The 25213-nt window shown below is 68.5% G+C and carries 19 protein-coding genes and 1 tRNA gene; 11 read left to right on the plus strand and 9 right to left on the minus strand.

Annotated elements, in window-relative coordinates:
* Nucleotides 1–410: 410 nt before the first annotated feature.
* The 3 genes from I8J32_RS13890 to I8J32_RS13900 all read left to right on the plus strand — a co-directional run bounded on the left by I8J32_RS13890 (nt 411) and on the right by I8J32_RS13900 (nt 2688).
* Entirely contained in the window at nt 411–830 is a 420-nt protein-coding gene (locus tag I8J32_RS13890) for an SHOCT domain-containing protein (protein ID WP_200615658.1), read from the plus strand.
* 939 nt (nt 831–1769) lie between these two features.
* Complete coding sequence (locus I8J32_RS13895; protein ID WP_200615659.1) at nt 1770–2105, plus strand: hypothetical protein; 336 nt, start codon at nt 1770–1772, stop codon at nt 2103–2105.
* Nucleotides 2106–2175: 70 nt separating this feature from the next.
* Nucleotides 2176–2688, plus strand: coding sequence for a hypothetical protein (locus I8J32_RS13900; RefSeq protein WP_200615660.1), 513 nt, complete (start codon nt 2176–2178; stop codon nt 2686–2688).
* A gap of 417 nt (nt 2689–3105) precedes the next feature.
* Here I8J32_RS13900 and I8J32_RS13905 read toward each other — a convergent pair whose 3' ends face one another.
* Nucleotides 3106–3909: a hypothetical protein gene (locus I8J32_RS13905; RefSeq protein ID WP_200615661.1), complete on the minus strand. Its 804-nt coding sequence runs from the start codon at nt 3907–3909 to the stop codon at nt 3106–3108.
* A gap of 687 nt (nt 3910–4596) precedes the next feature.
* A tRNA-Leu gene (locus I8J32_RS13910) sits at nt 4597–4683 on the minus strand.
* A 197-nt stretch (nt 4684–4880) separates the two neighbouring features.
* On the opposite strand from I8J32_RS13910, the gene I8J32_RS13915 reads away from it, so the two are divergent.
* Nucleotides 4881–6065, plus strand: a complete 1185-nt coding sequence (locus tag I8J32_RS13915) for a GGDEF domain-containing protein (protein WP_200615662.1) — start codon at nt 4881–4883, stop codon at nt 6063–6065.
* Between the two features lie 6 nt (nt 6066–6071).
* On the opposite strand, the gene I8J32_RS13920 is transcribed toward I8J32_RS13915, so the two are convergent.
* Complete coding sequence (locus I8J32_RS13920; protein ID WP_200615663.1) at nt 6072–6506, minus strand: STAS/SEC14 domain-containing protein; 435 nt, start codon at nt 6504–6506, stop codon at nt 6072–6074.
* 157 nt (nt 6507–6663) lie between these two features.
* Nucleotides 6664–9156 carry a S9 family peptidase gene (locus I8J32_RS13925; RefSeq protein WP_200615664.1) on the minus strand — a complete coding sequence of 831 codons (2493 nt, stop codon included), beginning with the start codon at nt 9154–9156 and terminating at the stop codon, nt 6664–6666.
* Nucleotides 9157–9558: 402 nt separating this feature from the next.
* Between I8J32_RS13925 and I8J32_RS13930 the strand changes: the two genes are divergently transcribed.
* The 5 genes from I8J32_RS13930 (at nt 9559) to I8J32_RS13950 (ending at nt 15153) form a co-directional block, all read left to right on the plus strand.
* Nucleotides 9559–10044: a VOC family protein gene (locus I8J32_RS13930; RefSeq protein ID WP_200615665.1), complete on the plus strand. Its 486-nt coding sequence runs from the start codon at nt 9559–9561 to the stop codon at nt 10042–10044.
* A gap of 262 nt (nt 10045–10306) precedes the next feature.
* On the plus strand, nt 10307–11797 hold the full coding sequence (locus tag I8J32_RS13935; RefSeq protein ID WP_200615666.1) for a hypothetical protein: 1491 nt from the start codon (nt 10307–10309) through the stop codon (nt 11795–11797).
* A 272-nt stretch (nt 11798–12069) separates the two neighbouring features.
* Entirely contained in the window at nt 12070–13446 is a 1377-nt protein-coding gene (dbpA, locus tag I8J32_RS13940; RefSeq protein ID WP_200615667.1) for an ATP-dependent RNA helicase DbpA, read from the plus strand.
* A complete protein-coding gene (locus I8J32_RS13945) occupies nt 13443–13958 on the plus strand; it encodes a YaiI/YqxD family protein (RefSeq protein WP_200615668.1) in 516 nt (171 codons plus the stop codon). Before dbpA ends, I8J32_RS13945 begins: the two co-directional genes overlap by 4 nt.
* A gap of 4 nt (nt 13959–13962) precedes the next feature.
* Nucleotides 13963–15153 carry a BaiN/RdsA family NAD(P)/FAD-dependent oxidoreductase gene (locus I8J32_RS13950; protein WP_200615669.1) on the plus strand — a complete coding sequence of 397 codons (1191 nt, stop codon included), beginning with the start codon at nt 13963–13965 and terminating at the stop codon, nt 15151–15153.
* A gap of 45 nt (nt 15154–15198) precedes the next feature.
* On the opposite strand, the gene I8J32_RS13955 is transcribed toward I8J32_RS13950, so the two are convergent.
* From I8J32_RS13955 to I8J32_RS13970, 4 genes are all read right to left on the minus strand, one after another.
* Entirely contained in the window at nt 15199–15807 is a 609-nt protein-coding gene (locus tag I8J32_RS13955) for an HD domain-containing protein (protein ID WP_207526628.1), read from the minus strand.
* 207 nt (nt 15808–16014) lie between these two features.
* Entirely contained in the window at nt 16015–16953 is a 939-nt protein-coding gene (locus I8J32_RS13960) for a dienelactone hydrolase family protein (RefSeq protein WP_200615671.1), read from the minus strand.
* A 206-nt stretch (nt 16954–17159) separates the two neighbouring features.
* Nucleotides 17160–20267 carry an HYR domain-containing protein gene (locus I8J32_RS13965; RefSeq protein ID WP_200615672.1) on the minus strand — a complete coding sequence of 1036 codons (3108 nt, stop codon included), beginning with the start codon at nt 20265–20267 and terminating at the stop codon, nt 17160–17162.
* Between the two features lie 73 nt (nt 20268–20340).
* Nucleotides 20341–21003, minus strand: coding sequence for a helix-turn-helix transcriptional regulator (locus I8J32_RS13970; protein WP_207526629.1), 663 nt, complete (start codon nt 21001–21003; stop codon nt 20341–20343).
* Between the two features lie 290 nt (nt 21004–21293).
* Between I8J32_RS13970 and I8J32_RS13975 the strand changes: the two genes are divergently transcribed.
* Nucleotides 21294–22577 (plus strand): aminopeptidase, encoded by a 1284-nt coding sequence (locus I8J32_RS13975; RefSeq protein WP_200615674.1) that lies wholly within the window; start codon nt 21294–21296, stop codon nt 22575–22577.
* 114 nt (nt 22578–22691) lie between these two features.
* Here I8J32_RS13975 and I8J32_RS13980 read toward each other — a convergent pair whose 3' ends face one another.
* A complete protein-coding gene (locus tag I8J32_RS13980; RefSeq protein ID WP_200615675.1) occupies nt 22692–23735 on the minus strand; it encodes a magnesium transporter CorA family protein in 1044 nt (347 codons plus the stop codon).
* Nucleotides 23736–23866: 131 nt separating this feature from the next.
* On the opposite strand from I8J32_RS13980, the gene I8J32_RS13985 reads away from it, so the two are divergent.
* The gene (locus I8J32_RS13985; protein ID WP_200615676.1) at nt 23867–24991 is read left to right on the plus strand and encodes a DNA topoisomerase IB; all 1125 of its coding nucleotides are present in this window, start codon (nt 23867–23869) and stop codon (nt 24989–24991) included.
* Nucleotides 24992–25213: the final 222 nt, after the last annotated feature.

Consider the following 25213-nt stretch of genomic DNA (forward strand, 5'->3'; position numbering starts at 1 on the left):
GCTTAATTCAGGCGTTAGGCGCGCTTCTACACAATAGGGGGAACGGATGGGGAAGCTTCTTTACGGCATAGCATTGTTCTGTCTTGTCATTGGCATGGCTGACTCTGCCAGGGGTGCCAGCCGCGAGGCAGGGATCCTTCTGATGCTCGCTCCCGTTTTTGCTATCGCAGGCTTTGGGTTTTCGCGAGCAGCAACAAAGAAGTGTCCGCACTGCAGCGAGCGGGTAAAGAAGGATGCGTCCAAATGCAAACATTGCGGCAGCGCATTTGAGACCGTGAAAGTGCCGAGACCGGCCAACGAGCATCGCTCCTAACAATTCTTTCAAGCCGACCACAACCACAACCTCGTGGTGGCGGCTTAACTCAGGCGTTAGCCCTCAGGTAGGGTCTTCGGAGGCCTTAGTGAAGTGCATGATTGCCGTAATCGCCGGACTGCTTCCCTGCGTCGCCCTCGCGGGGAACACTGGGGTAATTCCCGATGGCCCTGACTCCTATCTCATCATGCGCACCGGGAAGACTGGATTTGTCTCGTCCAGCTCCTTGCAAAAGAAGGCATACGAGGAGGCGTCATCCTTTTGCACTGAAAAGTCCCAGGTGATGGAAACCATCTCAATGGACTCGAAGGCCGCAAGGCCTTTCGGTGGCTTCCCGGAAGCCACCCTGCGTTTCCGCTGCGTGATCAAAGGGATTTCCGCCACGCAGGGCAAAGCCACCGAAATAGCAACAGACGACAAGCTTGCTCAGCTTGAGCGCTTAAAGCGCCTACTGGACTCCGGTGCCTTGACGCAAGACGAGTTCGATCGGGAAAAAGCAAAGATCCTTGCCCTATAGCTCGACGCTGAGGGCTAATAAATCATTCAAGCCGACCACCTCTTCCTGGTGGCGGCTTAACTCAGGCGTTAGGCCGCAATGGCGAAAAAATCGCAACTCGAATCACATTTTGCCGAAAGCTTCATAGTCCTTGTACTTCTCACTTTCGTAGCGTGGGACCCGTTGCTCGCTCTGGGGTCGGATCTGCTTCTGAGAGTGGGCGGGGTCTATGTGCCAGGCGAGATCATCTCTTCAGACGAGGATGTTGAGGACGGTCCTAAAGGCAATGCCGTTTGGTTTCATTGGGCTGTATACACATACCGGACTCTCGACGGTCGGGAACTGAGAGGGGCGATTAAGGGCAGGGGCCGGCTTCGTCCCGAGTTCCAAGACATCGACGATCCTGTGCCAGTTGTAGTGGAGTACTTGCCGCGATATCCAGCGGTAAGTCGCCCACGGGATAGCCGAGTTCCTCAACCGTGGAGTGGCCTCATCTTCAGAGCCATGATTGGATTGGCCTTCATCGCTTCTTGGCTGGTCGTGATCGTCATTGGCGTCCGCATGGCAGTTCAGAAGATCAGGCGCAGCGGGGTTGCGGCCTAACAATTCATTCAAGCCGGCCACCACTTCGTTGGCGGCTCAATTTAGGCGTTAGGCTCTAGGGGAGGTCCTCGCCATGCGGAACATTCGCGCTCAATTGCTCGTTGTGGCGATAGCGCTGCTGTCTGTTTCCTGCTCGGGACAAGATAACGACTACTTTCCATACCGCATGAAAGGAATGAACGCTTGGGTTTATGACTCAGTGACAGAAAAGGAGTTCTTTGCTGGTTACACCGAGGCAAGCTACATGTCCAGGCGAGAACGACTTGCGTCCTGCGCGGCGCTAGCTTCGTCGGCTGCCGCCGCGAGGAAGCTTGAGAACTGGAGCTACGTCTGCTGCACAGTTACAAGCGAATCTCAATGTTCCACGAAGGTCCGCTAGTTGGGCCTAGCAATCATTCATCCGACCACTACTTCGTGGCGGGCTTAACTCAGGCGTTCGGTCGCAAGGATGGCTCTATGACAGGCTTAGAAATCTTGTTCGCGGCCCGGGATGGCAGGGCCATCTCTGCAAAAGAGACCACACTTGTTGATTTGGAACTATCAACAGTGGACTCGTCAGAGATCCCTGACAACCAAGTGGAGAATGTGCGTGACTACATCAGTTCCGAGCTACTGTTCAACCAACAGACAATTCCGGCGGAGCACAGAGCTGCTCTAGAAAAGCTGTTTCAAGAGCTCGAAGGCCGTGGCTAGTGCGGCCTAGCTATTCATTCAAGCCGAAGCCGCTCCGCTTAACTCAGGCGTTAGGCATCACGGGGGAGACATGCGCAAGTTCATGAGCCTGCTTCTTGGGATTCTGTTGCCTTCTGGCGTGGTCGAAGCTGCTGAGCTCCCGATCGGACCCATGATGTTCAAGTTGGGAGAGTCTCGGGCCACTGTCCTAGCAGAGGCTCAAACCCGATTCGCGCTGGTGCCAGTTGGTGGCAACCCGGACATGATCTTTCTATCAAGTGGTGAGCCGCCAAACGCCAAGATTGTTGGCGGCATCGCATTCAAGGATGGCCGCTTGAGCTGGGTCCAGAGGAACTGGGGCAACTTCACTGGCTCAACCGCCGCCATCGATGTGGCTAAAGCGGTTCAGTCCGCCTTATCGAGTGCGGCCTCTGCATCCGGCTCTCGGGCAACAATCACAACCGAGGAAAAGCAGGTTCCCGGCACCGACTTCCGCTCCACATACTTCCAGTTCCCTGGGCACAAAGTCAGTATCACCGTCGCCGACAGCAACGACACAAGTTACGGCCAGCAAGTCACGGTAGACGAGAGTATCTCGCTTTGACGCCTAACAAATTCATGCAAGCCGAAGTCGCTCCGCGGCTCGGATAATTCAGGCGTTGGGCAACTTAGGCGGAGTCCGGGCTGGAGAATGAGATGCGGACAGAGATTTCGGCAGAAGAGGCAGTGGCAATCCTTAGGGAGGCATTTGCTCCCCTCCACTGCGGGGCGGAGGTTTTTGACTACCGCTACGTTCGATTTCGCGTCTTTGACGAGAGCGACGAGGGATTGTTGCGCATGGAGCGCATGACGCCCGATGACTATGGGTTTCGAAAGAACCTTCAAATGCTCATCGAAAGGGCCCGCGCGCGCGTCATTCAAAAGGGCGCCAAGCTAGAACCCTGGCAAATGCCCCCCACTGCTGGGACTTAGATCGACGAGTTTGACTGCCCGGGCGCACCGTGTCTGAGGCTTGCTGCATCTAATTTCCGTCTCGCCTGCCTCCGTGGATAGCCCGCAGGCGCCTCTCCCGTTTTTCGGCTACCGCGGCCAAAGCCCGAGGCCAGCGCTCTTGTTGGAAGGCGGGGCAATATGAGTCGACCGGAATAGCTTCCAAGAGGTCAATCCCTTGCCCGTGCCAAATATTCAGCCCATGGGGACTTGAGGCAAGGCTAATGACCCGCTCGGCCAAGGGAAGCGCAACATTCCTCTCGTTCCCCTCTTCGCACTCGCTCTTCAAGTGCGCCGAAAGCACGCGAATCGCCAGGCGCAGTTGCGCATAGCCCATTTCATTTTGTTTCGAGGGGAGTGTGGCGACGTTGTGCAGGCGCGACTTGAGGCAATCGAAGGGATGCATGATCAGGACATCTCGCCCCCAAATGGTCGCCCTTACTGCAATTGCGCGAAGCTTTTCCTCATCCTGCGCGGTGTAACCCTGAAGCGCGCGCAAGTAGTCAATGATGATGGGTTCAGTGCGCCCATTGAGGTCCTTTAGCAGAATCACCGCGCTATTGGGCGTCGGATCATCAATCGAGGCCTCGATGAACTCAACTTGGTCTCTGAATTGCACCGCCAAGCCGCTAGCGTGATCGCTAGCTTGAGTAGCGGTGCCCAAAAAGTCGATGTCGTATGTGACGCCCATTTCGAGCGCACTCGGCGGCACGATCTCATAGAGGTCAGCCCAAGTAGCGAGTGCTTGGCCGGCCACAAGAACAACCCCCTCGGACACTCCGAGAAGGTCGTAGAGTTCCTGGCTAGTTAGGGGCCTTAAACTTTCCTTGGCCAAGAGAAGCGGACGCCTTCCTGGCGCGCTCGAATCATTACGGGCGCGGGCACGCCTGGATTCTCTCGATAGAGCGCTAGTTCGCGAGCACGCGCAGCCGCAAGCTCCGAAGAAGCATCGCGCTTCGGAGGAACTGGCTGTATCGACTGGCGGACGTAGTTCCGCACGGGTGCTCGCACCGTTGTTCGCATCGGACGAGCGAAAATTAGCACACTTTGTCAAAGCAAAGCTTGAGCCGATTATCGGATAACAATCTGCTAAACCATTGATTTGTATAAGTCTTAACATCTCAGCTATTCGAGAGACGACCTCTTAGCGAGCCTCCGGGCCATCTCTCGGGCCCGAAATGTCTCCGTAGAAGCCTCCCGGCCACTTCGCGCCCGGCCTCTTAAGCCTGCATGTCCCTCGTCTTATACGCATGCTGACTGCAAGGCTTGCGCTTAGCGCGTCTTCACGCGCCTCTAGCTTCGCCACGGACGTCAGACGGCCGGCTAGGGACGGGGTCATCGGCCCCAGCGAAGCTCAGCATCCTTCAACAGGTAGGACGCGCTCGCCCGGGTCCGGGCATATGGCCCCATATGCCCCCGGCTTCAACGGGCCTCCCCGGGACGCCACAGGATGCAAAGCGCCACATTCCGTGGGAAATCTCGCGGTTCCTGGGATGACCTTGGACCTACCGAAACCGCCATGTGGTGCCTGGAGCGGGACTCGAACCCGCATGGCCTTGCGGCCGGCGGATTTTAAGTCCGCTGCGTCTACCGGTTTCGCCATCCAGGCCGGAGGCGTGGCGTGCGGAGTTTAGTGCATGGGCGGCGGAGCCGACGGCGCGGGGCCATGGCCGGACGCGCGACGGACGGCATCGTTGGCGGCGTGCCAAGGCGAACCGTGTCGGCGGACTCCGCAGGCGGTTTCCGTTAGGCTTCACCTGGATCGTCAGGCTGGGGCCGGGAATGTCGTCGCGGACGTGCTGGGGAATGGCAGGAGTGCTGCTGCTCGCGGCCTGGACCGGCGTCGGCCTTGCGCAGGTGCCCGCCGACGCGCCCGCCATGCAGGCACCGGGGCAGCATCCGCCTCCGCCCGGTCATCGGCCGCGTCCGCCGCCCGGCGATCACCCGCCGCCGCCGGGGCACTTTCCGCCGCCGCCCCCGCCTCCACCGCCGCCCCGCTTCCCGCCGCCGGAGGCGACCGCGCACGAGGCCACGCCGATTACCGTCATCCGTGCGTTGCCCGAGCCGGCCACGCCGGCCGCCATGGCCACGCCCGTCGACCCCGCCGCGTCCCACGCCGATCCCTTCGAGATCCCGCACGCGCCGGGCGTGAGCAGTCCCGCTTTGCCCGCCGTGGGTAGTGCGCCGCTTGCCGCGGACGCGGCCGTCTCGATGAGCGCCGGCGGCGGCAACACGGCCACGGACGCCCCGCTCCCGGGCGAAGACGCTCCGCACGGCCTGCTGTCCGCGTGGCCCTGGCTGGCCGCGCTCTCGCTCGCCCTGCTGGCTTGGTGGGTGGCCTCGCGCCGCAGCCACCGCCTGGCCCGCGAGACCGAACAGCTCTCACGGCAGCAGCGGCAGCTGCGTTCGGCGCACGAACAGCTGCGCCAGCAATCGGCGCACCTGCGCAACCTGTCCATCCACGACCCGCTCACCGGCACGCTCAACCGGCAGGCCTTCGCCAGCGAACTGCGCGAGCTGATGGACCACCTGTCGCGCTTCGGCCGGCCGCTCAACCTGATCGTGTTCGACCTCGACCACTTCAAGTCGATCAACGACCAGTGCGGGCACCTGGCCGGCGACGCCGCGCTGAAACTGGTCGTGGGCATCGTGCGCGAGCACCTGGTCAGCGCCGACCTGTTCGGGCGTTTCGGCGGCGACGAATTCCTCATCGCCTGCGCCGACCAGTCACTGGAGTCGTGCGCGCAGCTGGCCGACACCGTCCGCGCTGCGGTGGAACGCAAGGCGCCGCTGCATACGCCCGCGCTGCCGGGCCTGACGCTGAGCCTGGGCGTGGCGCAGGCCAATCCCGAAGCCGGCTACCTGCCCGACGAACTGTTCTCGCGCGCCGATGCCGCGCTGTACGAAGCCAAGCGCCAGGGCCGCAACCGCGTGGTCACGCGCGACGCCACGGCGGTCGTGGAACCCGCCCCGGGGCACCGCCACCTCTAGCAGGCGTCAGTGCAACTGGTCGCCGGCCGGTTCGTCGTCGGGCGAGCCGTAGCGCAGCCAGCGTTCGGCCTGCTGGGCATCGGTGAAGATGCGCACGTTGATGCCCGCGGCCTGGCCGAAGATCTCGGCGTGTTCCACCGCGGGCAGGAATTCCGGCGACGGCTCCACCACTGCGACGCGGTCGAAGTTGACGGCTTCGCCCCGGAACAGCTGGGCCAGCTCCGCCAGTTCCGCCGGGCTGGCCGGCGCGCCCTTCCTGCGGTCATGCACCAGCACCTTGCGCAGGCCCCGCGCCTTGGCTTCCTCGGCGATCTGGCGCCAATAGGCGATGCGGACCGGCTGCGCGTCGATGTCGCCGCTCACCTCCACCCGCAGGTGGTCGGTGGCGGGCGTCAGGCGCAGGGCATAACGCGGGTCGCGGAAAGGTTCGAAATGGGCCATGGCGTGCTCTTCGCCCGGCGTGACGGGCCCGGACGCGGGTCCGGCCCGTCCCTGGGTCGTCGTGGCCAGACTACGCCAGGGGCGGCGCCAACCCAAGGCCCGCGCGTGGCCGTCGCGCCGTGGTCCGGTTCACGCAGATCAATTCGCGGCCATCAGTTCAGGGTGCGACCGTCGCGACGCGCGCGGCGCCCGGCGCGGTGGGCGCGAGCATGCGCTCGAGGAATCCGGCGACGCCGGTCCACAGGCGGTCGACGTTCTCCGGTCGCACCAGGCCGTGGCCCTCGCCCTCGAACGCCAGCCCCACGGCCGGGCGCCCGGCCAGCGCGAGCATGCGGCCCAGGCGGCGCGACTGCTCGAAGTCCACGCGCCGGTCCTCGACGCCGTGCGCCAGCATCACCGGCGTGCGCAGCTCGCGGTAGCGATACAGCGGCGAGGCGGCGCGGATGCGCTCGGCCTGCGTGCGCGGGTCGCCCATCACCTGTTCCATCTGTGCCCGGCCCCGTGGCGTGAGCGCGCTGTCGCTGGCCGAGAACGCCAGCAGGCGATCGCTCACGCCCGCGATGGACACCACGCAGCGGAACCGGTCGGGCCAGCGCACCGCGGCGACCAGTCCCGAGTAGCCGCCATAGCTGGCGCCGACCATGCACATGCGCCCGGCGTCCAGGCGATGCGCGGCCGCATCGTCGCGGGCGAGCGCGTGGGCGATCGCGGCGTTGACGTCGTCCTCGATGGAGGTGCCCTGCCCGCGCAGGCCGGCTTCGCGGAATGCGCGCCCGTAGCCGGCCGAGCCGCGGAAGTTGACCTGCAGCACAGCGTGGCCGAGCGCGACGAGGAACTGCACCTTCGCATCGAACCGACGCGAATCGGCGATGCCGATCGGGCCGCCGTGCGGCAGCACTACCAGCGGGACGCGCTGGGTTCCGGCGGGCAGCGTGAGGAAGGCATCGAGCACCAGGCCGTCGCGCGTGGGCACGCGCAGCAGCTGCGCGGATCGCAGGGGCAGCCCGTCGAGCCAGGGCGTGTTGCCCGGCACCAGGCGCGCGGACCGGGCGTCGAGGTCGACCACATGCAGCGCCGGCGGCCGGTCACTGGCCTCCACCCACACCGCCCAGCGGCGGCCGTTGGCGCTGCGCGCGGCGGCGGTGACGGCGTGGCCGGGGAACAGCCGCGCCAGCACGGGGCCGACCAGCGCACCGCGCGGGCCGAAGTATTCGCTCACGCGCTGGCCGTCGCGCAGGTAGGTGACCGACAGCGGTTCCTGCGCCCGGTCCAGCACCAGGCTCTCCACGTCCACGCCGGGACGCGAGAACACCGTGCGGGCCACGGCGCCGGTGGCCAAGTCGATGGCCACCGCGTCGCGCTGTTCGCGGCCGCGCTCGGTCAGGGCGTACAGGTACGCGCCATCACCGGAGAGCCCCACGGGTTCCAGGTCGAGCACATCGCCCGGCGCATCCCCCAGTCGCCGTACCTGGGCGTAACGACCGTCGCGTCCGTACAGCCAGGATTCCCCGTCGCCGCGGTGCACCCGCGCCAGGCGCAGCGCGCCGTGGCGGTCGGTTTCCCAGTGCAGCACACCGTCGATGCCGGGCTCGAGCCGGTCGCGATCGTCGAAGGCCAACGCGTCCGCCGCGGCCTGGTCGGGAACGGCGATCCGGTGGACCTGCACGTCGCCGCGCCCGGACAGGCTGGCGAACACGAGCACGTCCCCGCGGGCATGCAGCACTTCACCGGCGCGCGGCACCTGCGCGCGCCGCGCCTGCCAGCCGGCGTGGGTGCGTTGCAGGCGCAGGACCTGCACCGCGCGCCGATAGGCCTGTTCGCCGGCCCCCAGCACCAGGTGGCGATCATCGGCCCACAACAGCTGGCCGAAGGGCACGGCGCTGGTCGCGACGACCGTGGTCGCGCCGTTGGCCATCGCCACCAGGTCGATGCGCCAGCGGTCTTCGCCCTCGCGCACCTGCAGGGCCAGCAGGTCGCCGGCGCCATTGAGGCGCACCTGGCTGAAACGCGGCTCGCGCGCCAGGCGGCTCATGGTCAATGGCAGGGGTGTGGCCAGTTGCGGTGGCGGGTCGAACGTCGTTGCCGGCTCCACCGACGCGGGGTGGCTGTCGCGCTCGTGGGCATAGAAGGCGGGGAACGGATCGGGGTAATGGCCGGCGTACTGCAGGCGATGCCGCGCATGCAGCCGCGCGTGGTGCTGGTCGAGCCAGTCGATGGCCGCGAGGCTGCGGTTGGCCAGCGTCGCGCTCGCCTCGGCGATCAGGCCGCCGTCTTCGCGCAGCGGGCGCAGGACCAAGTCGCCGACGTAGTTCAGTTGCCCGGCGGCGACGTCGAAGCGCAGCTCCGTATCGTCGGCCAGCCGCAGCGTCGTGGTGGTGGTGTCGGTGTTTTCCCAGCGGTAGCGCCCCGCCGGCGCCACGAAGAGCGCGTGGCTGCGGCCCACTGGCAGCTCGCCCAGGTCGGTCGTGTCGGCCAGTGTCGAGGCGTCGCGGCCATCGACGCGCGCGAAGCGGGCCACGCTGAGCGCCACGGTGCTGTCGACCGCGACCAGCAGCAGGCCTTCGTCGGCCGCGAGCGTGGGCGACTCGCCCGGTGCCACCTGGCGCAGCTGCGCGCTGGCCGGCGCCGTCGCCAGCGCGACCAGCAACATCGCCACCGCCGTGCAGCGCGAAAGCCACGGCCTGGTGCATCCCACTGGACAGCGACCACCGCGCCCCCGCGCCCGGCCGCCCGACAACCCGAACATGTTCATTGCCCCCCGAATCGGAGCCTTCGCGACGCACCGCGCCGCGACTCCCGGGCAGAGGCTACCGCATGAAGGCCGCGTGAAGACCACCCTCCCCCGTGGGAGTTGGCGGTTCATCCCGCGCAGGGCCCGGGAGGCCGGCTGGGCCCCGGTCAGCTTCGGAAAGCGTCGACCAAAGGACAAGCCGTGCGCTTCCCGCGTCGATCCGGCCGGCGTCCACTCGTCGTGGTTCCAAAGGCCGCCATCCCGGTGTGCCTCGCCAAGGAGATCGCCCCGATGACAGCAGGCCCGATGACAGCACCCCCGATGGCCGCACGCGTCCAGCAACGCATCACGCCCTTCCTCTGGTTCGACCACCAGGCCGAAGACGCCGCCACGCATTACACGTCCGTCTTTGCCGATTCGCGCATGGGCGCGATCACGCGCTACGACGCGAGCGCGGCGAAGGCTTCCGGCCAGCGCGAAGGCACGGCCATGACGGTGGCCTTCGAACTCGATGGCCAGCCGTTCACGGCGCTCAATGGCGGGCCGCATTTCAAGTTCAACGAGGCGGTGTCCTTCGTCGTCCACTGCGCGACGCAGGACGAGATCGACCACTTCTGGAACCGCCTGGGCGAAGGCGGCGATCCGAACGCACAGCAGTGCGGCTGGCTCAAGGACCGGTTCGGCCTGTCCTGGCAGGTGGTGCCGGCCGAACTGCCGGAACTGGTCAACCATCCCGGCGCGATGGCGGCGCTGATGCAGATGAAGAAGATCGACCTGGCCGCGCTGCGCGCGGCGGCGGGCCAGTAGAGGATCAGGCGTGGTCGCCGGGGCGGAGGCGGCCACGCCGTAATCCTGCGAGGGCGGCGCATGGCCAAACCTCGCCAGTTCAACGCCGGCGTGGGCGCGTCCGGGCTGGCGCGAGCCTGCCTGCGAAAACCCCGGCGCTCATCGCCCCGGATCGCGGAATTCCAAGCCGTTCGTGAAGGACGGATGACAGCGCCCTGAACCGGGCCGGGCGTACCCCGCGAATCTCAGAATCCGTTAAGTGCCGCCGGTGCTAATTGGCGCCATGAATCCACGCACCGGACATGTCGCCATGAAATTCCAGCAGACCCTCCTCCACGCCGCCGTCGCCGCCGCGATGGTGCTCGGCCTGGCCGCCCCGGCCGCTGCCCGCGAACAGGGCCGCGGGGCGGAGCAGCACGAGCAGAAGGACGAGCAAGGCAAGAAGGCGGACAAGCAGCGCGCCGAGCAGCAGCAGCAGCGCGCCCACCAGCAGGCCGACGCCCAGCGCGAGGCCGCGCGCCAGCGTGGCGAGCAGGCCCGTGCCCAGGCCGAGCAGCGCCAGGCGCAGCAGCGCCAGGCCCAGGAGCGCCAGCAGCATGGGCAGCAGGCCCGCGAGGACGCCATCCGCCGCGCCCGCGAGCAGCAGCACGCGCAGCAGGCCCGCCGCGAGGCGCAGATGGAAGCGCGCCAGGCCGGCGAGCGCCAGCAGGCCCAACGCGCCCACGAGGACCGCGCCCAGCGAGACCGCGCGCAGGCGCAGGGCCGCGCCCGCCAGGAAGCCGCCCGCCTGCAGCAGGAGCAACGCGAGCAGGCCCGTGACCTGGAGCGCCGCACGGCGCAGCGCCGTGACGCCGCCCGCCGTGAAGATGTCGACCGGCGCGAGGCACTGCAGCGCGATAACCGCATCGGCGCCCGCGCTGTCGACACCGACCGCGAAGGTCGCGACGCCCAGGCCCGTGCGCGCCGGGACGAAGCCGTCCGCGCCGCGCAGGCCCGCGCCCGTGAGGCCCAGGCCCGCGCCGCCCGCCAGCGCGACAACCGCGACTACGGCGACTACGGCGACCGCGACGATGACCGCCGCGACTACGGCAACCGCGACGACGACCGTCGCGACTACGCCGACCGCGACGACAGCGCCCGCGACCGGCTGGACGAGCAGCGCCGCGCGCGCCAGCGCCTGTCCGACCACGAGCGCGACCGCCTGATCGCGGAGACCCGCCAGCGCGATCGCGAGTACCGCCAGTACCGCCTGCGCCAGCAAGCCGTGGAGCGCCAGCGCGCCGCCTACCTGCAGCAGCAGCGCCGCATGGCCCAGTACCGCTACCAGCAGGACTACCTGCGTCGCCTGCGCGCCGAACAGATGCGCTGGGACGCGCAGCGCTACGACTACTACAACGACCCGTACTACTACACGCCCGCCAGCTATCGCTACTACCGCGGCGGCCAGTACTACTCGGTCAACCGCTACGCCGCCGACCAGCTGCGCGAGGCCGTGCGTCGCGGCTACGAGGAGGGCTACTACGCCGGCCGCGCCGACAGCCGTGACGGCTGGCGCATGGACTACAACAACAGCTGGGCGTACGAGGACGCGCTGTACGGATACCGCGGCCGCTACGTGAGCCGCAGCGAGTACACCCACTACTTCCGCCAGGGCTTCACCCGTGGCTACAAGGACGGCTACTACAGCCGCCAGCAGTACGGGCGCTACAACGACGGCAACTACTCGATCCTGGGTTCGGTGCTGGCCGCGATCCTGGGCCTGCAGTCGATCTGAAGCCCGCCGGGCCGGGGGTCGTCGGTTCGAGACCACCCGGGCCGGGAAGCGAATTCGCAGAAGGCGAACTGGGGCATCAAGGACGACGCACTGGGAGCGGGGACTGAGGCCCCGCTCCCTTTTTTTGCCTGCCGCCCGACGGCGCGGGCCGGGACGTCCCGGCCCACGGGCCGGGTCCGGAACGCGCCTTCAGCCGGGTCCGCGCCGGCATCCAGGCCGGGGATCCGGTGCCCGGCGCAGGCGCCACATATCCTCGCCACGTATCATGTGGCATGACCGAATTCACCGACCTGCCCCTCAACCCGGCACTTTTCCAGGGGCTGGACGCGCTGGGCCACGTGCAGATGACCCCGATCCAGGCCCAGGGCCTGCCCGCCCTGCTCGAGGGCCGGGACCTGATCGCCCAGGCGCCCACCGGCAGCGGCAAGACGGCCGCCTTCGGCCTGGCCCTGCTCCATCGCATCGACGTCGCCCAGACCCGCCTGCAGGCCCTGGTGCTGTGCCCCACTCGCGAACTGGCCGACCAGGTCGCCAAGCACATCCGCAAGCTCGCCACCGGCCTGCCCAACGTCAAGGTGACCACGCTCACCGGCGGCACCGCGCTGGCGCCGCAACTGGCGTCGCTGGGCCAGCACGCCCCGCATGTCGTGGTCGGCACGCCCGGACGCATCCAGGAACTGCTGCGCAAGCGCGTGCTGGACCTGCGCGACATCCACGTGGTCGTGCTCGACGAGGCCGACCGCATGCTGGACATGGGCTTCGAGGAGCCCATCCGCGAGATCCTGGGCCGCACGCCGGGCAAGCGGCAGACCCTGCTCTTCTCGGCCACCTACCCCGACGCCATCCGCGCCATCGCCAGCCAGTACCAGCGCGATCCGCTGGTGGTGACCGTGGAAGGCAGCGAGCAGCCGACCACGATCGTGCAGCGCTTCTTCGACGTCGACCCGGCCCAGAAGCCCTCGGCACTGGCCGGCCTGCTGCTGGAATACGCACCCGAGTCGGCGGTGGTGTTCTGCAACATGAAGCGCGACATCGAGGATGTCGTCGCCTCGCTCACCCACCTGGGCTTCTCCGCGCTGGCGCTGCACGGCGACATGGAGCAGCGCGACCGCGACGAGGTGCTGGTGCGCTTCGCCAACCGCAGCTGCAACGTGCTGGTGGCCAGCGACGTGGCCGCGCGCGGGCTGGACATCGACGACCTGGGCGCGGTGGTCAACTACGACGTGCCGACCGACGTCGACACCTACACCCACCGCATCGGGCGCACCGGCCGCGCCGGCCGCGAGGGCCTGGCGCTCACGCTGTGCACGCCGCGCGAAATGCCGCGGGCCAACGCGTTGTCCTCGCAGCTGGGCTCGCCGATCCGCTGGGAACGCCCGGTGCTGGCCACGCTGCAGGCCCGCATCGCGCCACGCGCCACGGCGGTGACGCTGTGCATCGACGCGGGCAAGACCGACAAGCTGCGTCCGGGCGACATCGTCGGCGCGATCACCGGCGATGCCGGCCTGCCCGGCGACGCGATCGGCAAGATCGACGTGTACGCCACCCGCAGCTATGTCGCCATCGCCCGTCCACACGCGGACAAGGCGCTGGCGCGCCTGCAGGCCGGCAAGATCAAGGGCCGCAAGTTCCGCATCCGCAAGCTGTGACCGCGACGGACGCCGCGCCTTCGGATGCGCCGCAGATCTGGGTGGACGCCGACGCCTGCCCCGGGCCGGTGAAGGAGATCCTGTTCCGCGCCGCGGAGCGCGCCCGGGTCTGCGTGACCCTGGTGGCCAACCAGTGGCTGCGCACGCCCGGCTCGCGTTTCGTCCGCGCGGTGCAGGTGGTGGGGGGCTACGACGAGGCCGACGATGCGATCGTCGAGCGCGTCCAGGCCGGCGACCTGGTGGTCACCCAGGACATCCCGCTGGCCGCCCGCGTGCTCGAAAAGGGCGCGGTGGCGGTCAATCCGCGCGGCGAGCCGTTCACGCCGGACAACATCGCCCAGCGCCTGTCGATGCGTAATTTCATGGAGGAGCTGCGCGGCGCCGGCGTGCAGACCGGCGGCCCGGCGGCGTTCCATGCGCGCGACCGCCAGGCCTTCGCCAACCAGCTGGACCGTTGGCTGGCCCAGCGGGCCAGTCCGCCTGCTACGTCGAGCACACCGGGCGGAGGCTGAGGAGATGCAGTCGTGCGATGTGCTGGTCATCGGCGGCGGCGCGGCCGGACTGATGTGCGCCATCACCGCCGGCCAGCGCGGCCTGCGCGCGGTGGTGATCGAACACGCCAACCGCGTCGGCAAGAAGATCCTGATGTCCGGCGGCGGCCGCTGCAACTTCACCAACACCGGCGCCTCGCCCGCGCAGTACCTGTCGGCCAACCGCCACTTCTGCAAGTCGGCGCTGGCCCGCTACACGCCGGCGCATTTCATCGAGCTGGTCGACCGGCACGGCATCGCCTGGCACGAAAAGGAGCTGGGCCAGTTGTTCTGCGACGAGTCGTCCAAGCAGATCGTGAAGATGCTGCTCGACGAATGCGAAGCCGCCGGCGTGCGCATCCACACCCAGTGCAGCATCGAGCGCGTCGCGCACGGCGACAGCGGGCAGTTCCACCTGCACACCACGCGCGGCGCCTTCAGCGCGCCGGCGCTGGTGGTGGCCAGCGGCGGGCTGTCGATCCCGAGCATGGGTGCGAGCGGCTTCGGCTTCGAGCTGGCGCGCCAGTTCGGACACAGCGTGCTGCCCACGCGCGCCGGCCTGGTGCCGCTCACGCTCAGCGGCAAGCACCAGGAGCGGCTGGAGGATCTCAGCGGCGTGGCGTTTCCGGTCGAGGCGCGCTGCGGCAAGGCGGCCTTCCACAACCATCTGCTGATCACCCACCGTGGCATCAGCGGGCCGGCGATCCTGCAGATCTCCTCCTACTGGCAGCCGGGCGACGACCTGCGCCTGGACCTGCTGCCCGGCCAGGACGCGCTGGAGTCGCTGCACCGCTGGCAGGCGCAGCGGCCCGCCGCGGAACTGAAGACCGTGCTGGGCGACGTGCTGCCCAAGCGCTTCGCCCAGCGTCTGTGCGAGGTGTGGCTGCCCAATCGCCCGATGAAGCAGTACAACGAGCCGCAGCTGCGCGAACTGGCCGCGCAGCTGGAAGCCTGGCCCCTGGTGGCCAGCGGCACCGAGGGCTACCGCACGGCGGAAGTGACCCTGGGCGGCGTCGACACCGACGAACTGTCCTCCAGCACGATGCAGTCCCGGCGCGTGCCCGGCCTGTACTTCATCGGCGAGGTGGTCGACGTCACCGGCTGGCTGGGTGGTTACAACTTCCAGTGGGCGTGGGCATCGGCGCACGCGGCGGGCAGCGCGGTGCTGCAGGAGTAGGACCAGACCAGCCGGGCAACCCTTGCGGGCGCCTGTCCGGCCCCGTCACTGCTTGTGCGTGACCGCGCGGCGCAGGTTGATGCGCGCCTGCGCGTCGAAGCGCGCGTGGCCCCAGTCGCTCAGGAAGATGCGTTCGCGGCCCAGCAATCCTTTCAGGAAGCGGCGGCGGTTGAGTTTGTAGAGCCACGCCGGAACCTCGCCGCGGTATTCGGCGGCGATCGCGCGGTCGTACGCGCTGAAGGTGTCCGGATCGCTGCCCAGGATCGCCATGTCGCAGTCGAGGAACTGTGCGGCATCGCGATCGACCTCGCCCGGCTGCAGGCGCCCGTGGCGTGCCGTCAGCAGGATGAGCTCTTCGACGCGTCCACTGTCCACGCCGGGTTGCGGCCAGCGCTGCAGGTGCTCGCGCGCCAGCCCGGCGGAGCGGGCTTCGTTGTCGGCGCGGCCGGGCTCGTAGATCGCGTCGTGGTAGAGCACCGCCAGCCTGGCTTCAGCCTCGCGCTCGAAGCCGGCTTCCTGCGTGGCGGCATCGAAATGGCGCAGGACCTCGCCGACGTGGCGGACGTTGTGGTACGCCCGCGCCGGCGTCGCATAGGCGGCTTCCAGCGCGAGCTGTTGTTCGGCGGGCAGCGATGCCAGGAATTCGTGGGGCATGGGGGGACGCGCGGAGGGCGGATTGCAGGATAGCAATGCGTGGGGAGACGCCGTGCGTGGTGCGTCGACGTCTTCCCTGAGTGCGGCTGCTGTGCGCGGCGCAGCGGTGCGGCAGGGTGGCAGGAAACGCCGCGATCTGCGGCCCCCATCCCAACCTTCCCCCGCCGAGCGGGGGAAGGGGCAGAGGCGCGGCGATCGGGTGGTGGGTCAGGCTGATTTATCCTTTGTCTTCGTGTCCTTCCCGCCCTGCCCGCGCAGCGTGCGGTTGAACAGCGTGAGCGTGCGCCGCCACGCTTCGCGCGCCGCGTCTTCGTCGTAGCGCGGCGTGGTGTCGTTGTGGAAGCCGTGCTGCGTGCCTTCGGGCTGGTAGACGGTGTACTTCACTCCGGCCGCCTTGAGCGCCGCCTCGTAGGCCGGCCATTCCTTGTTGATGCGTTCGTCGTTGGCCGCCAGCACGACCAGCAGTTCGGCATTGATGTCGCCCACGTCCTCCAGCGGCGCCGCATTGCCATAGAACGGCGCCGCCGCGTCCAAGTCGGGGCACTGCGAGGCCAGGAAGTTGGACATGCCGCCGCCCCAGCAGAAGCCCACCGCGCCCATGCGGCCGTTGCTGCCTTCCACCGAGCGCAGGTACCGCGCGGCCGCGAGGAAGTCCTGCCGCGTCTTGTCCTGGTCGAGCGTGGCGAACTTCGCCCGCGCGGCGTCCTCGTCGCCGGGATAGCCGCCCAGCGGGAACAGCGCGTCGGGCGCGAAGGCGATGAAGTTCTCCAGCGCCATGCGACGGGCCACGTCCTCGATGTGCGGATTCAGGCCGCGGTTCTCGTGGCTCACCAGCACCAGCGGCAAGGGTCCGGCTGCCTTGGCCGGACGCACCAGATAGCCGCGCCCCTTGCCGTATCCCTTCGGGGAATCGAACTCCACGAAGCCGGCCTGCAGGCGCTGGTCGTCCGGCTTGATCTGCTGCGCGGCGGCGAACTGCGGCGTCAGCGCGGCCAGCAGGGCGGCCGCGCCGGTGGCGCCCACCGCGAAACGCGCGGCGCCGGTCAGGAAGCCGCGCCGGTCGATCAGGCCGTGCACGTACTTGTCGAACAGATCCAGGACTTCCGGATCGAAGTCGCTCGCCTTGGGGCGCCGGGGCGTGGTCATGGGGTCTCCGCGGAAGTCGGCTCGCGCGCGAAGATAGCCCGGCGGCCTGTTAGCGCGCCGACAAGACGGCGGGCATGGACGGGGCCTGACGACCCGCGACGCGTCGCCGCGCGGACCCACAAGAGCGGACCCACAAAAGCGGACCCCACAAAAAACGATCCCCGGCCAGGCCGGGGATCGCTCCGATGGCACGCAGGGGAACGCGCCTAGCGGAACTTGAACACCGCAGTGCGCACAGTCCCGTCCTTGAGGGTGACGCGCAGCTGGCGGCAACCCAGCCAGCCCTTGTCGGTCTTCCAAACGTAGATGTACTGATCCGCGCCCGCGTCGTACTGCAGGCTGCTGCCACCCGCGGTCACGGTCAGTTCGACCTCGTCGCTGGGCGCGCTGGCGCTGCAGGTCATCGCACCGGACGCGGGCGAACCCGCGGCGAAGATCTGCAGCCCCTGGTTGCCGCCCAGGCTGAACTTCACCGGGATGGCGCTGCCCGCCTTGACCGTGTTGACCGCGACGTTGTCCACCGGCTGGAAGAAGCCGTTGAAGGCGTAGCTCACGGTCACCCGGAAGCTGCCGGTGGCGGTGTTGCCCGCGTCATCGGTGGCCGAGCACTGCACCACGGTGGTGCCCATCGGGAACGTGCCCGGCGGCGGCGTGCATTGCACCGGCACGTCGGCGTCGACCAGGTCGGTGGCCGTGGGCATGGTGTAGTTCACGGTCGCCTGCGAGTTGCCCGCGGCATTGACGGCGATGTCCACCAGGCCCGAGAGCACTGGCCGGGTGGTGTCCACCACGGTGACGGTGAAGCTCTTGGCGGCCGCCGCATTGCCATGGCTGTCGGCGACGTTGCAGGTCACGGTGGTGCCGCCCAGCCCGAACTGCGCGCCGGACGCGGGCGAGCAGACCGGGGTCAGGTCACCATCCACCAGGTCGTGGGCCGTGGCGACGAACGAGGCGTGCGCGCCATTGGGCCCGGTGGCTTCGCGGGTGAACGAGGCCGGCACGGTCAGCGTGGGCGGAGTGGAGTCGACCACGGTGACGGTGAACTGCTGGCTGGCCGATGCATTGCCGTGCCCGTCGATGGCATAGCAGCTCACATTCGTGGTGCCCAGCGGGAAGACCTGGCCCGAGTCGGCCGTGCAGGTCGGCGTGACGCTGCCGTCGACCAGATCCACCGCCGAGACGGTGAACGGGACGGCCGCGCCCAGCGGACCGGTGGCCTCGGCCTGCAGCGGACCAGGCACGGTGAGCGCCGGCGGCGTCGTATCCACCACGGTGACCACGAAGCTCACCGGCTCGGCGGCGTTGCCGTGGGCATCGATGGCGTTGCAGACCACGGTGGTGGCATCGAGCGGGAACACGGTGCCCGAAGCCGGGGCGCAGCTCGCGTCCGCCGTGCCGTCGACGATGTCGTGCTTGAGCGCGGTGAAGGTCACCAGCGCGCCGGACGGGCCCGTGGCTTCCACGGAGAACGGGCCGGGCGCTTCCAGCGTCGGCGCCGTGGTGTCCTCAACGGTGACGGTGAAGTTCGCCGAGCCGGTGTTGCCGTTGGCGTCGGTCTTCGTGCAGGTGACCTGCGTGGCGGCGATCGGGAACATGCTGCCGGACGCCGGCACGCAGCTCGCGTCGCCGCTGCCGTCGACCGCATCGGTCCAGGTCGCGGAGAAGGTGGCCGTGGCACCGTCGGCGCCGGTGGCTTCCAGCGTGAACGAGTCGGGCACCTGCACTTCCGGTGCGACCGTGTCGTCCACGGTCACCGAGAACGACTGGCTGGCCGAGGTGTTCTGGCGCTGGTCGGTGGCCGAGCAGCTGACCACATGCGTGCCGATGGCAAGCGTGCTGCCGCTCGCCGGGATGCAGGCGGCCTCGCCGGCGCCATCGACGGCGTCCTGCGTGGGCACGGCGAAGCTCACGCTGGCGCCGTCGCCCGCGGTGGCTTCCACCGTGAAATCCGCGGGCACTTCGAACGCCGGCGCGGTGGTGTCGGTGACCGTGACGTCGAAGGAGTCCGAAGACGTGTTGCCGGCCGAGTCCTTCGCCGTGCATTCCACGGCCGTCGTGGCGGCCTTGGCCGGCGCGACGCCGAGGGCGAAGGTGCTGCCGGACGCCGGAGCGCAGGAGAAATTCGCCGCGTCCACCAGGCTGCCGTCCACCGCGTCGAAGGCCGACGCCGCATACGCGATCACGTTGCCCGACGGGCCCTGCGCCTCCTCGGTGATGTCGCCCGGAAGCGTCAGCACAGGCGCGGTGATGTCACGCACCAGCACTTCGCATTCGTCGAAGGTGAAGGCGCCGGTGAAGTCGCGCGTGGTCAGGCGGAAGGTGAAGTTGCCCGGCTGCTGGTAGCCCAGGGTCGGCGCGGTAAGCGCGAGCGTGGCGCCGGAGAAGCCGCTCAGGTCCAGCGCGGGCCAGCCGCCGGTCCAGTCGTAGTGCGCGATGCCGTCGTCGCTGTCGGTGCTGCCGTTGCCGAGGAGGGAGAACTGCTCTCTTTCATCGACGGCCAGCGGGCACTGGATCCTGGCGACCGGTGGATCGTTGATCCAGGACACGTTGACGGTGACATCCTCGTTGTCGACGTACACGCCGTCGCTCACCGTCAGGCGGAACACCAGCGTGTCACCGCTGGGATAGGCCGTGTTGGGGGCGATGAAGGAAGCCACCTGCGCGTTCGGCGTAGCCAGGGTGACCGGCGTGCCGGACAGCTGCTGCCACGAGTAGGTGAGCGCGTGGTTCTCCGGATCGCTGGAGCCCAGGCCGCTGAGCAGGACCTGCACGTTTTCGTCCGCGATCGGCGGCGAGGCCGCGGCAACGGCGGTGGGCGGCAGGTTGGCGGCCGGCACCAGGATGTCGAGCACGTTGAGGGTGACAGCCGTCGACCAGGTGCCGGGGCATGCGGGAACCGTGCTGGTGATGGTCAGCACGACGGTGACGACTTCGCCGGTCCAAGTCGGCGGCGCGCCCACGGGCTTGACCACATTGGGCAGCGTGAAGTGCGTGGACATGCCGCTGGTGGGCGCGATCACGCCGGCGGTGCCCGCGCCCTGCGACCAGGTGTAGGTCACGCCCGTGCCGAGCGTTGGCCGCGAGGAGGGGTTGGCACTGAAGTCCATCGCGTTGCGCACGAACGTGCCCGGCGGGGATTCGACGTAGTCCGGGACGTTGTCGTAGACCTGCTGGCCCTGGATCTTTGCGCCGCGGTTGCCGGCATTGCCGCAGGTCACGCTCTGCGCGTAGGCCGGCATGCTGGCGATGATCGCCGCCAGGAAAGCGAATGCACCCAAAACGCGCATCGATGCGCGACTAGTCGACGTGTTCATGGTGTCCCCTGTTCCTGCCCCTGGCCCCCTGTGGCCGGAGCGATCACGCTAGGCGCGCCTGTCGAGGCGCGCATCACCCACATGGGTGAGGCTCACCGTTCCAGCTGACGCGCCACCAGGGCCACCAGGCCCGCCTGGGTGTGTGGGTGGACGTCTTCTGCATCGCCGCCTTGAGCTGCGTGCGCACGGTATGGATCGAGCGGCCGGTGCAACGCGCCACCGCTTCCAGCGAGCCGATGGTGTAGAGGCCCAGGGCGCACTCGGCTTCGCGCGGCGTCAGGCCGAAGCCATCCCGCAGGCGCTGTACGGTGCGCTTCGGGCAGGCCTGCGGTTGCACGTCCACCAGCAGCACGTCGGCGACGGGAAGGTCGGCGCTCGCGCCGAAGTCCAGGCGCTGCAGCCGCACCGCCACCGTCGTCATCCCCGCCCGCAGTTGCACGGGCAGGACGGTGCGCGACGTCGCAGACTGCGCCATGACCGCCTGCAGGGCGCGGTTTAGCGCGGCCGCGTTGAGTTCGCCGCTGGCATGCAACAGGCCATCACGCATGTGCAGGGCCTCGCCATCGGCCAGTTGCTCGCGCGCCGCGGCATTGGCATGCCACACGCGCAGCACGGGGCCAGGCTCGACGAGCAGCAGCGGGCGCTCCAGGCAATCCAGCGTCGCCGCCAGCGAGCGCGCAAGGGCGATCCACCGCAGCAGTTCGGGACGCTCTTCGCGCCGAACACGACGATCCACGGCTGAATCAGGCATCGCAATAGTCCCCTGGTGTTCCTGCCGGCGCGCAACACTCGAAGTCGCCCTGCCCCGATCAAGGCCTGGCCGGTGTTGCGTGCTCCCCCGCCGCGACGATAACGCCGGCTCGCGGCGCGCCGGGGAATTCCGGACGAGTGGGCACTGGCGACGACTGAATGGAAACCACGGGCGGACGCCCAAGGACACAGCCGAGCCGCGCCGACGAACGGTGGCCGCATCAGGCCGGTGGGCTGCGTTGAACCGAATGTCCCGTCCCCGTCGGGGAGTCCCCCATGACACCGTCCCATTCCCGCGCCGCGCTCTCCGTGGCGATCCTCGGCCTGCTGCTCACCTCGGGCTGCAATCGCAGCGATTACGACGCGCCCAAGGACGCGAGCACACCGCAGGCCGCAACGCCCGCGGCTGATGCTGCGCCTGCGGCCGCGACGCCCGCCGCCAAGCCGGCCACCGACCTGGAACAGCTCGCGCAGCGGCTGGTCACCCAGAGCGCCGCCGTCAAGGAGGGCGAGGTCGTCCTCATTTCCGGGCAGGCGCGCGACGCCGAACTGATGGAGAACATCGCCGTCGAAGTGCGGCGCGCCGGCGGCTTCCCGTTCGTCGAGTACAGCAGCGACCGCCTCGACAAGCGCCTGTTCTTCGATGTCCCCGACAAGTACGACACGCAGGCCAACGCGCTGGGCCTGAAGCTGGCGGAGATGATCGACGCCAACATCATCCTGCAGAACGGCACCAGCGAAAACCTGTTCGAAGGCGCCGACCCCAAGCGCATGGCTGCGCGTGGCAAGGCCAACGAGCCGGTGGGCCAGGCCTTCCTCAAGAACAACGTGCGCACCATCGAGGTGGGCAACAACCTCTACCCCGCCGCGTGGCGCGCCCAGCGCTACGGCCTGGCCGAGGACGCGCTCACGCAGATGTTCTGGAACGGCGTGAACCTGGACTACAGCCAGCTGCAGGCGCGCGGCGAGCAGGTCAAGACCGCGCTCGCCGGTGGCAAGGAAGTCCACGTGACCCATCCCAACGGCACCGACCTGACCGTCGGCGTGGCGGGACGTCCGGTCCTGGTCAGTGACGGCATCATTTCGGCGCAGGACATGGCCGCCGGCGGCGCCGCCGCATCGGTGTACCTGCCCGCCGGCGAGGTCTACACGACGCCGGTACCGGGCACGGCCAAGGGCAAGCTGGTCAGCAGCCGCATGTTCTTCCGCGGCAAGCAGATCGACAACCTCACCCTGACCCTGGCCGACGGCAAGGTCACCGCCATGACCGGTTCCGGTCCCGGGTTCGCGGACTTCAAGGCGCAGTACGACGCGGTCGACGACGCGCGCAAGGACCAGCTGGCCTTCCTGGACCTGGGCATCAATCCGAACATCGTGCTGCCGGCGGACAACGCCGTCGGCACCTGGGTCCCGGCGGGCACGATCACGCTGGGCACGGGCAACAACATGTGGGCAGGCGGCGACAACGCGGTGGCTTACAGCCTCGTTCTCCACCTGCCCGGCAGCACGGTCACCCTGGACGGCAAGCCCGTCATCGAAGGCGGCTCGCTGAAGCTTTGAGGCAGTCGTCACCCGGTCTCTCCCCGACCGGCACGCTGCCTCCGCGCGGGGCGGGTAACCCCCGCCTCGCGCACCCTCTTTTTTCCCCGGGGATATCTTCTCTCCCCGGACGCCTCACAGCCAGTGGCGCCAGCGCGCCACGCCCACGGCGACGACGACCAGCAACAGCATCCCGGCGATCGCCGCGAAGAAGCCCTGCTGGCCGGATTCGAACATCGGGACCTGGAAGTTCATGCCCAGCACGCCGGCCATGACCGACAGCGTGCCCAGCAGCACGGTGACGAATGTCAGCACGCGCATGGTCTCGTTGGTGCGCTGCGCGGTGCGCGTGGCGAACAGCTCGAAGGTGCCGATGACCAGTTCGCGCGCGTTCTCCACCGCGTCCAGGCTGCGTTCGAAGCGATCGTTGAGTCCACGGAACTGCTTGTCGTTGGCGCCCTTCGGATCCGGCCGGAAATCCGGCCGCGCCATCGCGCCGAACACCGCCCTGTGAGGGGCGAGCATGCGCCGCAGCCGCGAGGCGCCACGTCGCAGCTGGGCCAGCTGGGGCAGGTGCTGCTCGCCGCGCAGCCGGCGCGTGAGCATCTGCACTTCCAGCTGGTCCACCGCGCCTTCCAGGTCGGCGACGGCATCGAAGTAGGTCGTCAACTGCCAGTCCAGCAGCGACACGGTGAAGCTTTCGGCGCTGAGCACGCCCAGCTGGGTGTCGCCCCGCTCGCGCTCGTGCAACTGGGTGAGGAAGGGCAGCGGCTCGGGATGGATCGTGACGACGAAGTTCTGGCCGATCACGACCGTCAGCTGCTGGCTGTCGAACCGAAGTTCGCCGGAATGGGAAACCGCCACGACCTGCACCAGGAACCAGTCGCCGAAGTTCTGCAGCCGCGGCCGGCTTTCCCTTTCGTGCTCGCACAGGATCCGCGCCGCTTCCTCCAGCCCCAGCGTACGCAGGCGCCCGGCGGCGTCGCCGTTGCCACTGCTCTCCAGGTCGACCCAGACCAGCTGGCGCTCCCCCAATTCCCCCAGGTCCAGGCCGCGCAGCGGCACCTGCTCGTCGCGGCCGTCGGCGTCGAACAGCACCGCGTACGAGCGGGCGTCCTCGGCTTGTCCATGAGCGCCGTTGCCTCCGGACACGTTTCCGATGTCGGTGTGCGGGGTCATCGTGGCAAATGGGGACGCATGGGTGACACGGGGGGCTGAAGGCATGGGGCATCGTGCCCCTGCGCTGCGAAGACCGGGTGAACCCGCGCGTCATCCCGTGGTGTTGACGCGCCGCTGAGGATGCTGCGCCGATGCCTGCCCGCCAATCACCCCCACCGCCCACCGCACCCGACGCCACCGCCGTGGCGTCGGCGCGAGAGGGCGGCCTGGTCTACGTCAGCGACGCCGAACCCGGGCTGCGCCGGTTGCGTTCGGGCCGTGGCTTCCGCTATGTCGACGCCCGTGGCCGCGCAGTGCGCGATGCCGCGGTGCTGGCGCGCATCCGCGGCCTCGCCATTCCACCGGCCTACCGCGAGGTATGGATCTGCCCGCGCGCCAACGGCCACCTGCAGGCGACGGGTCGCGATGCGCGCGGCCGCAAGCAGTACCGCTATCACCCGCGCTGGCGCGAGGTGCGCGACACGCGCAAGTTCGACCGCATCACCGCATTCGGCGCCGCCCTGCCCCGCCTGCGCCGGACGATGCGCACCGACCTGGCGCGCGAGGGCCTGGGGCGACAGAAGGTGCTGGCGATGGTGGTGGCAGTGATGGCCGACACGCTGGTGCGCGTGGGCAACGACGAGTACGCGCGCGGCAACAAGTCCTACGGCCTGACCACGCTGCGCAACCGGCACATCGCCTTCCTGCGCGGTGGTGGCGCGCGGCTGAGTTTCCGCGGCAAGGGTGGCGTGACCCACGAAGCCGTGCTCGACGACCGTCGTCTGGCGAAGCTGGTCCGACGCTGCCAGCAGTTGCCGGGACAGCACCTGTTCCAGTACCGCGACGACGACGGCGCACTGCAACCTGTCGACTCCGACGAGGTAAACACCTACCTGCGCGAGGCGACGGGCGAGGATTTCACCGCCAAGGATTTCCGCACCTGGGGCGCCACGCTGGAGGCACTGAAACTGCTCGCGGCCCAGCCCGTGCCGGTGCGCAAGGACAGCTCCCCCGACGAACGCGAAATCACCCGCGTGCGCAACGAGGTCATCGCCCAGGTCGCGCGGGCGTTGTCGAACACGCCCGCCGTATGCCGGAAGGCGTACATCGACCCGGCGGTGTTCGACGCGTGGCTGGCCGACGAACTTGCCGCCGCCACGCGCAACGCGCGCGGTGCACGCCAATGGGAGCAGGCCGCGCTGCGCATCCTGAGGCGCGCGCGTCGCGCCGAGAAAGCCGGCGCAAGGAACACTGCCGGGAAGCCCCGCGCGGGTTGAAGGCGTCAGCATCGCAACTGCCGTGGACCGCTGCGGTGCCCGCGCTTGCGAAAGCGGCTGCGCGCCATGCCTGTGCGCGCTGTGCTCGCATGTTGCGCCGCGAATCCGGCCAGACCGCCCCGCAAGGCTGCCGTCACGTTGGCAAACGGGGCAGACCCGGGAATCGCCCTGCTGAAACTGTGACCCAGCCGTCATCGCGCCGCGCCGTTGATTGACGCACCC

Origin of the sequence: Lysobacter solisilvae (assembly GCF_016613535.2) — a bacterium.
Taxonomy (GTDB): Bacteria; Pseudomonadota; Gammaproteobacteria; order Xanthomonadales; family Xanthomonadaceae; genus Agrilutibacter; species Agrilutibacter solisilvae.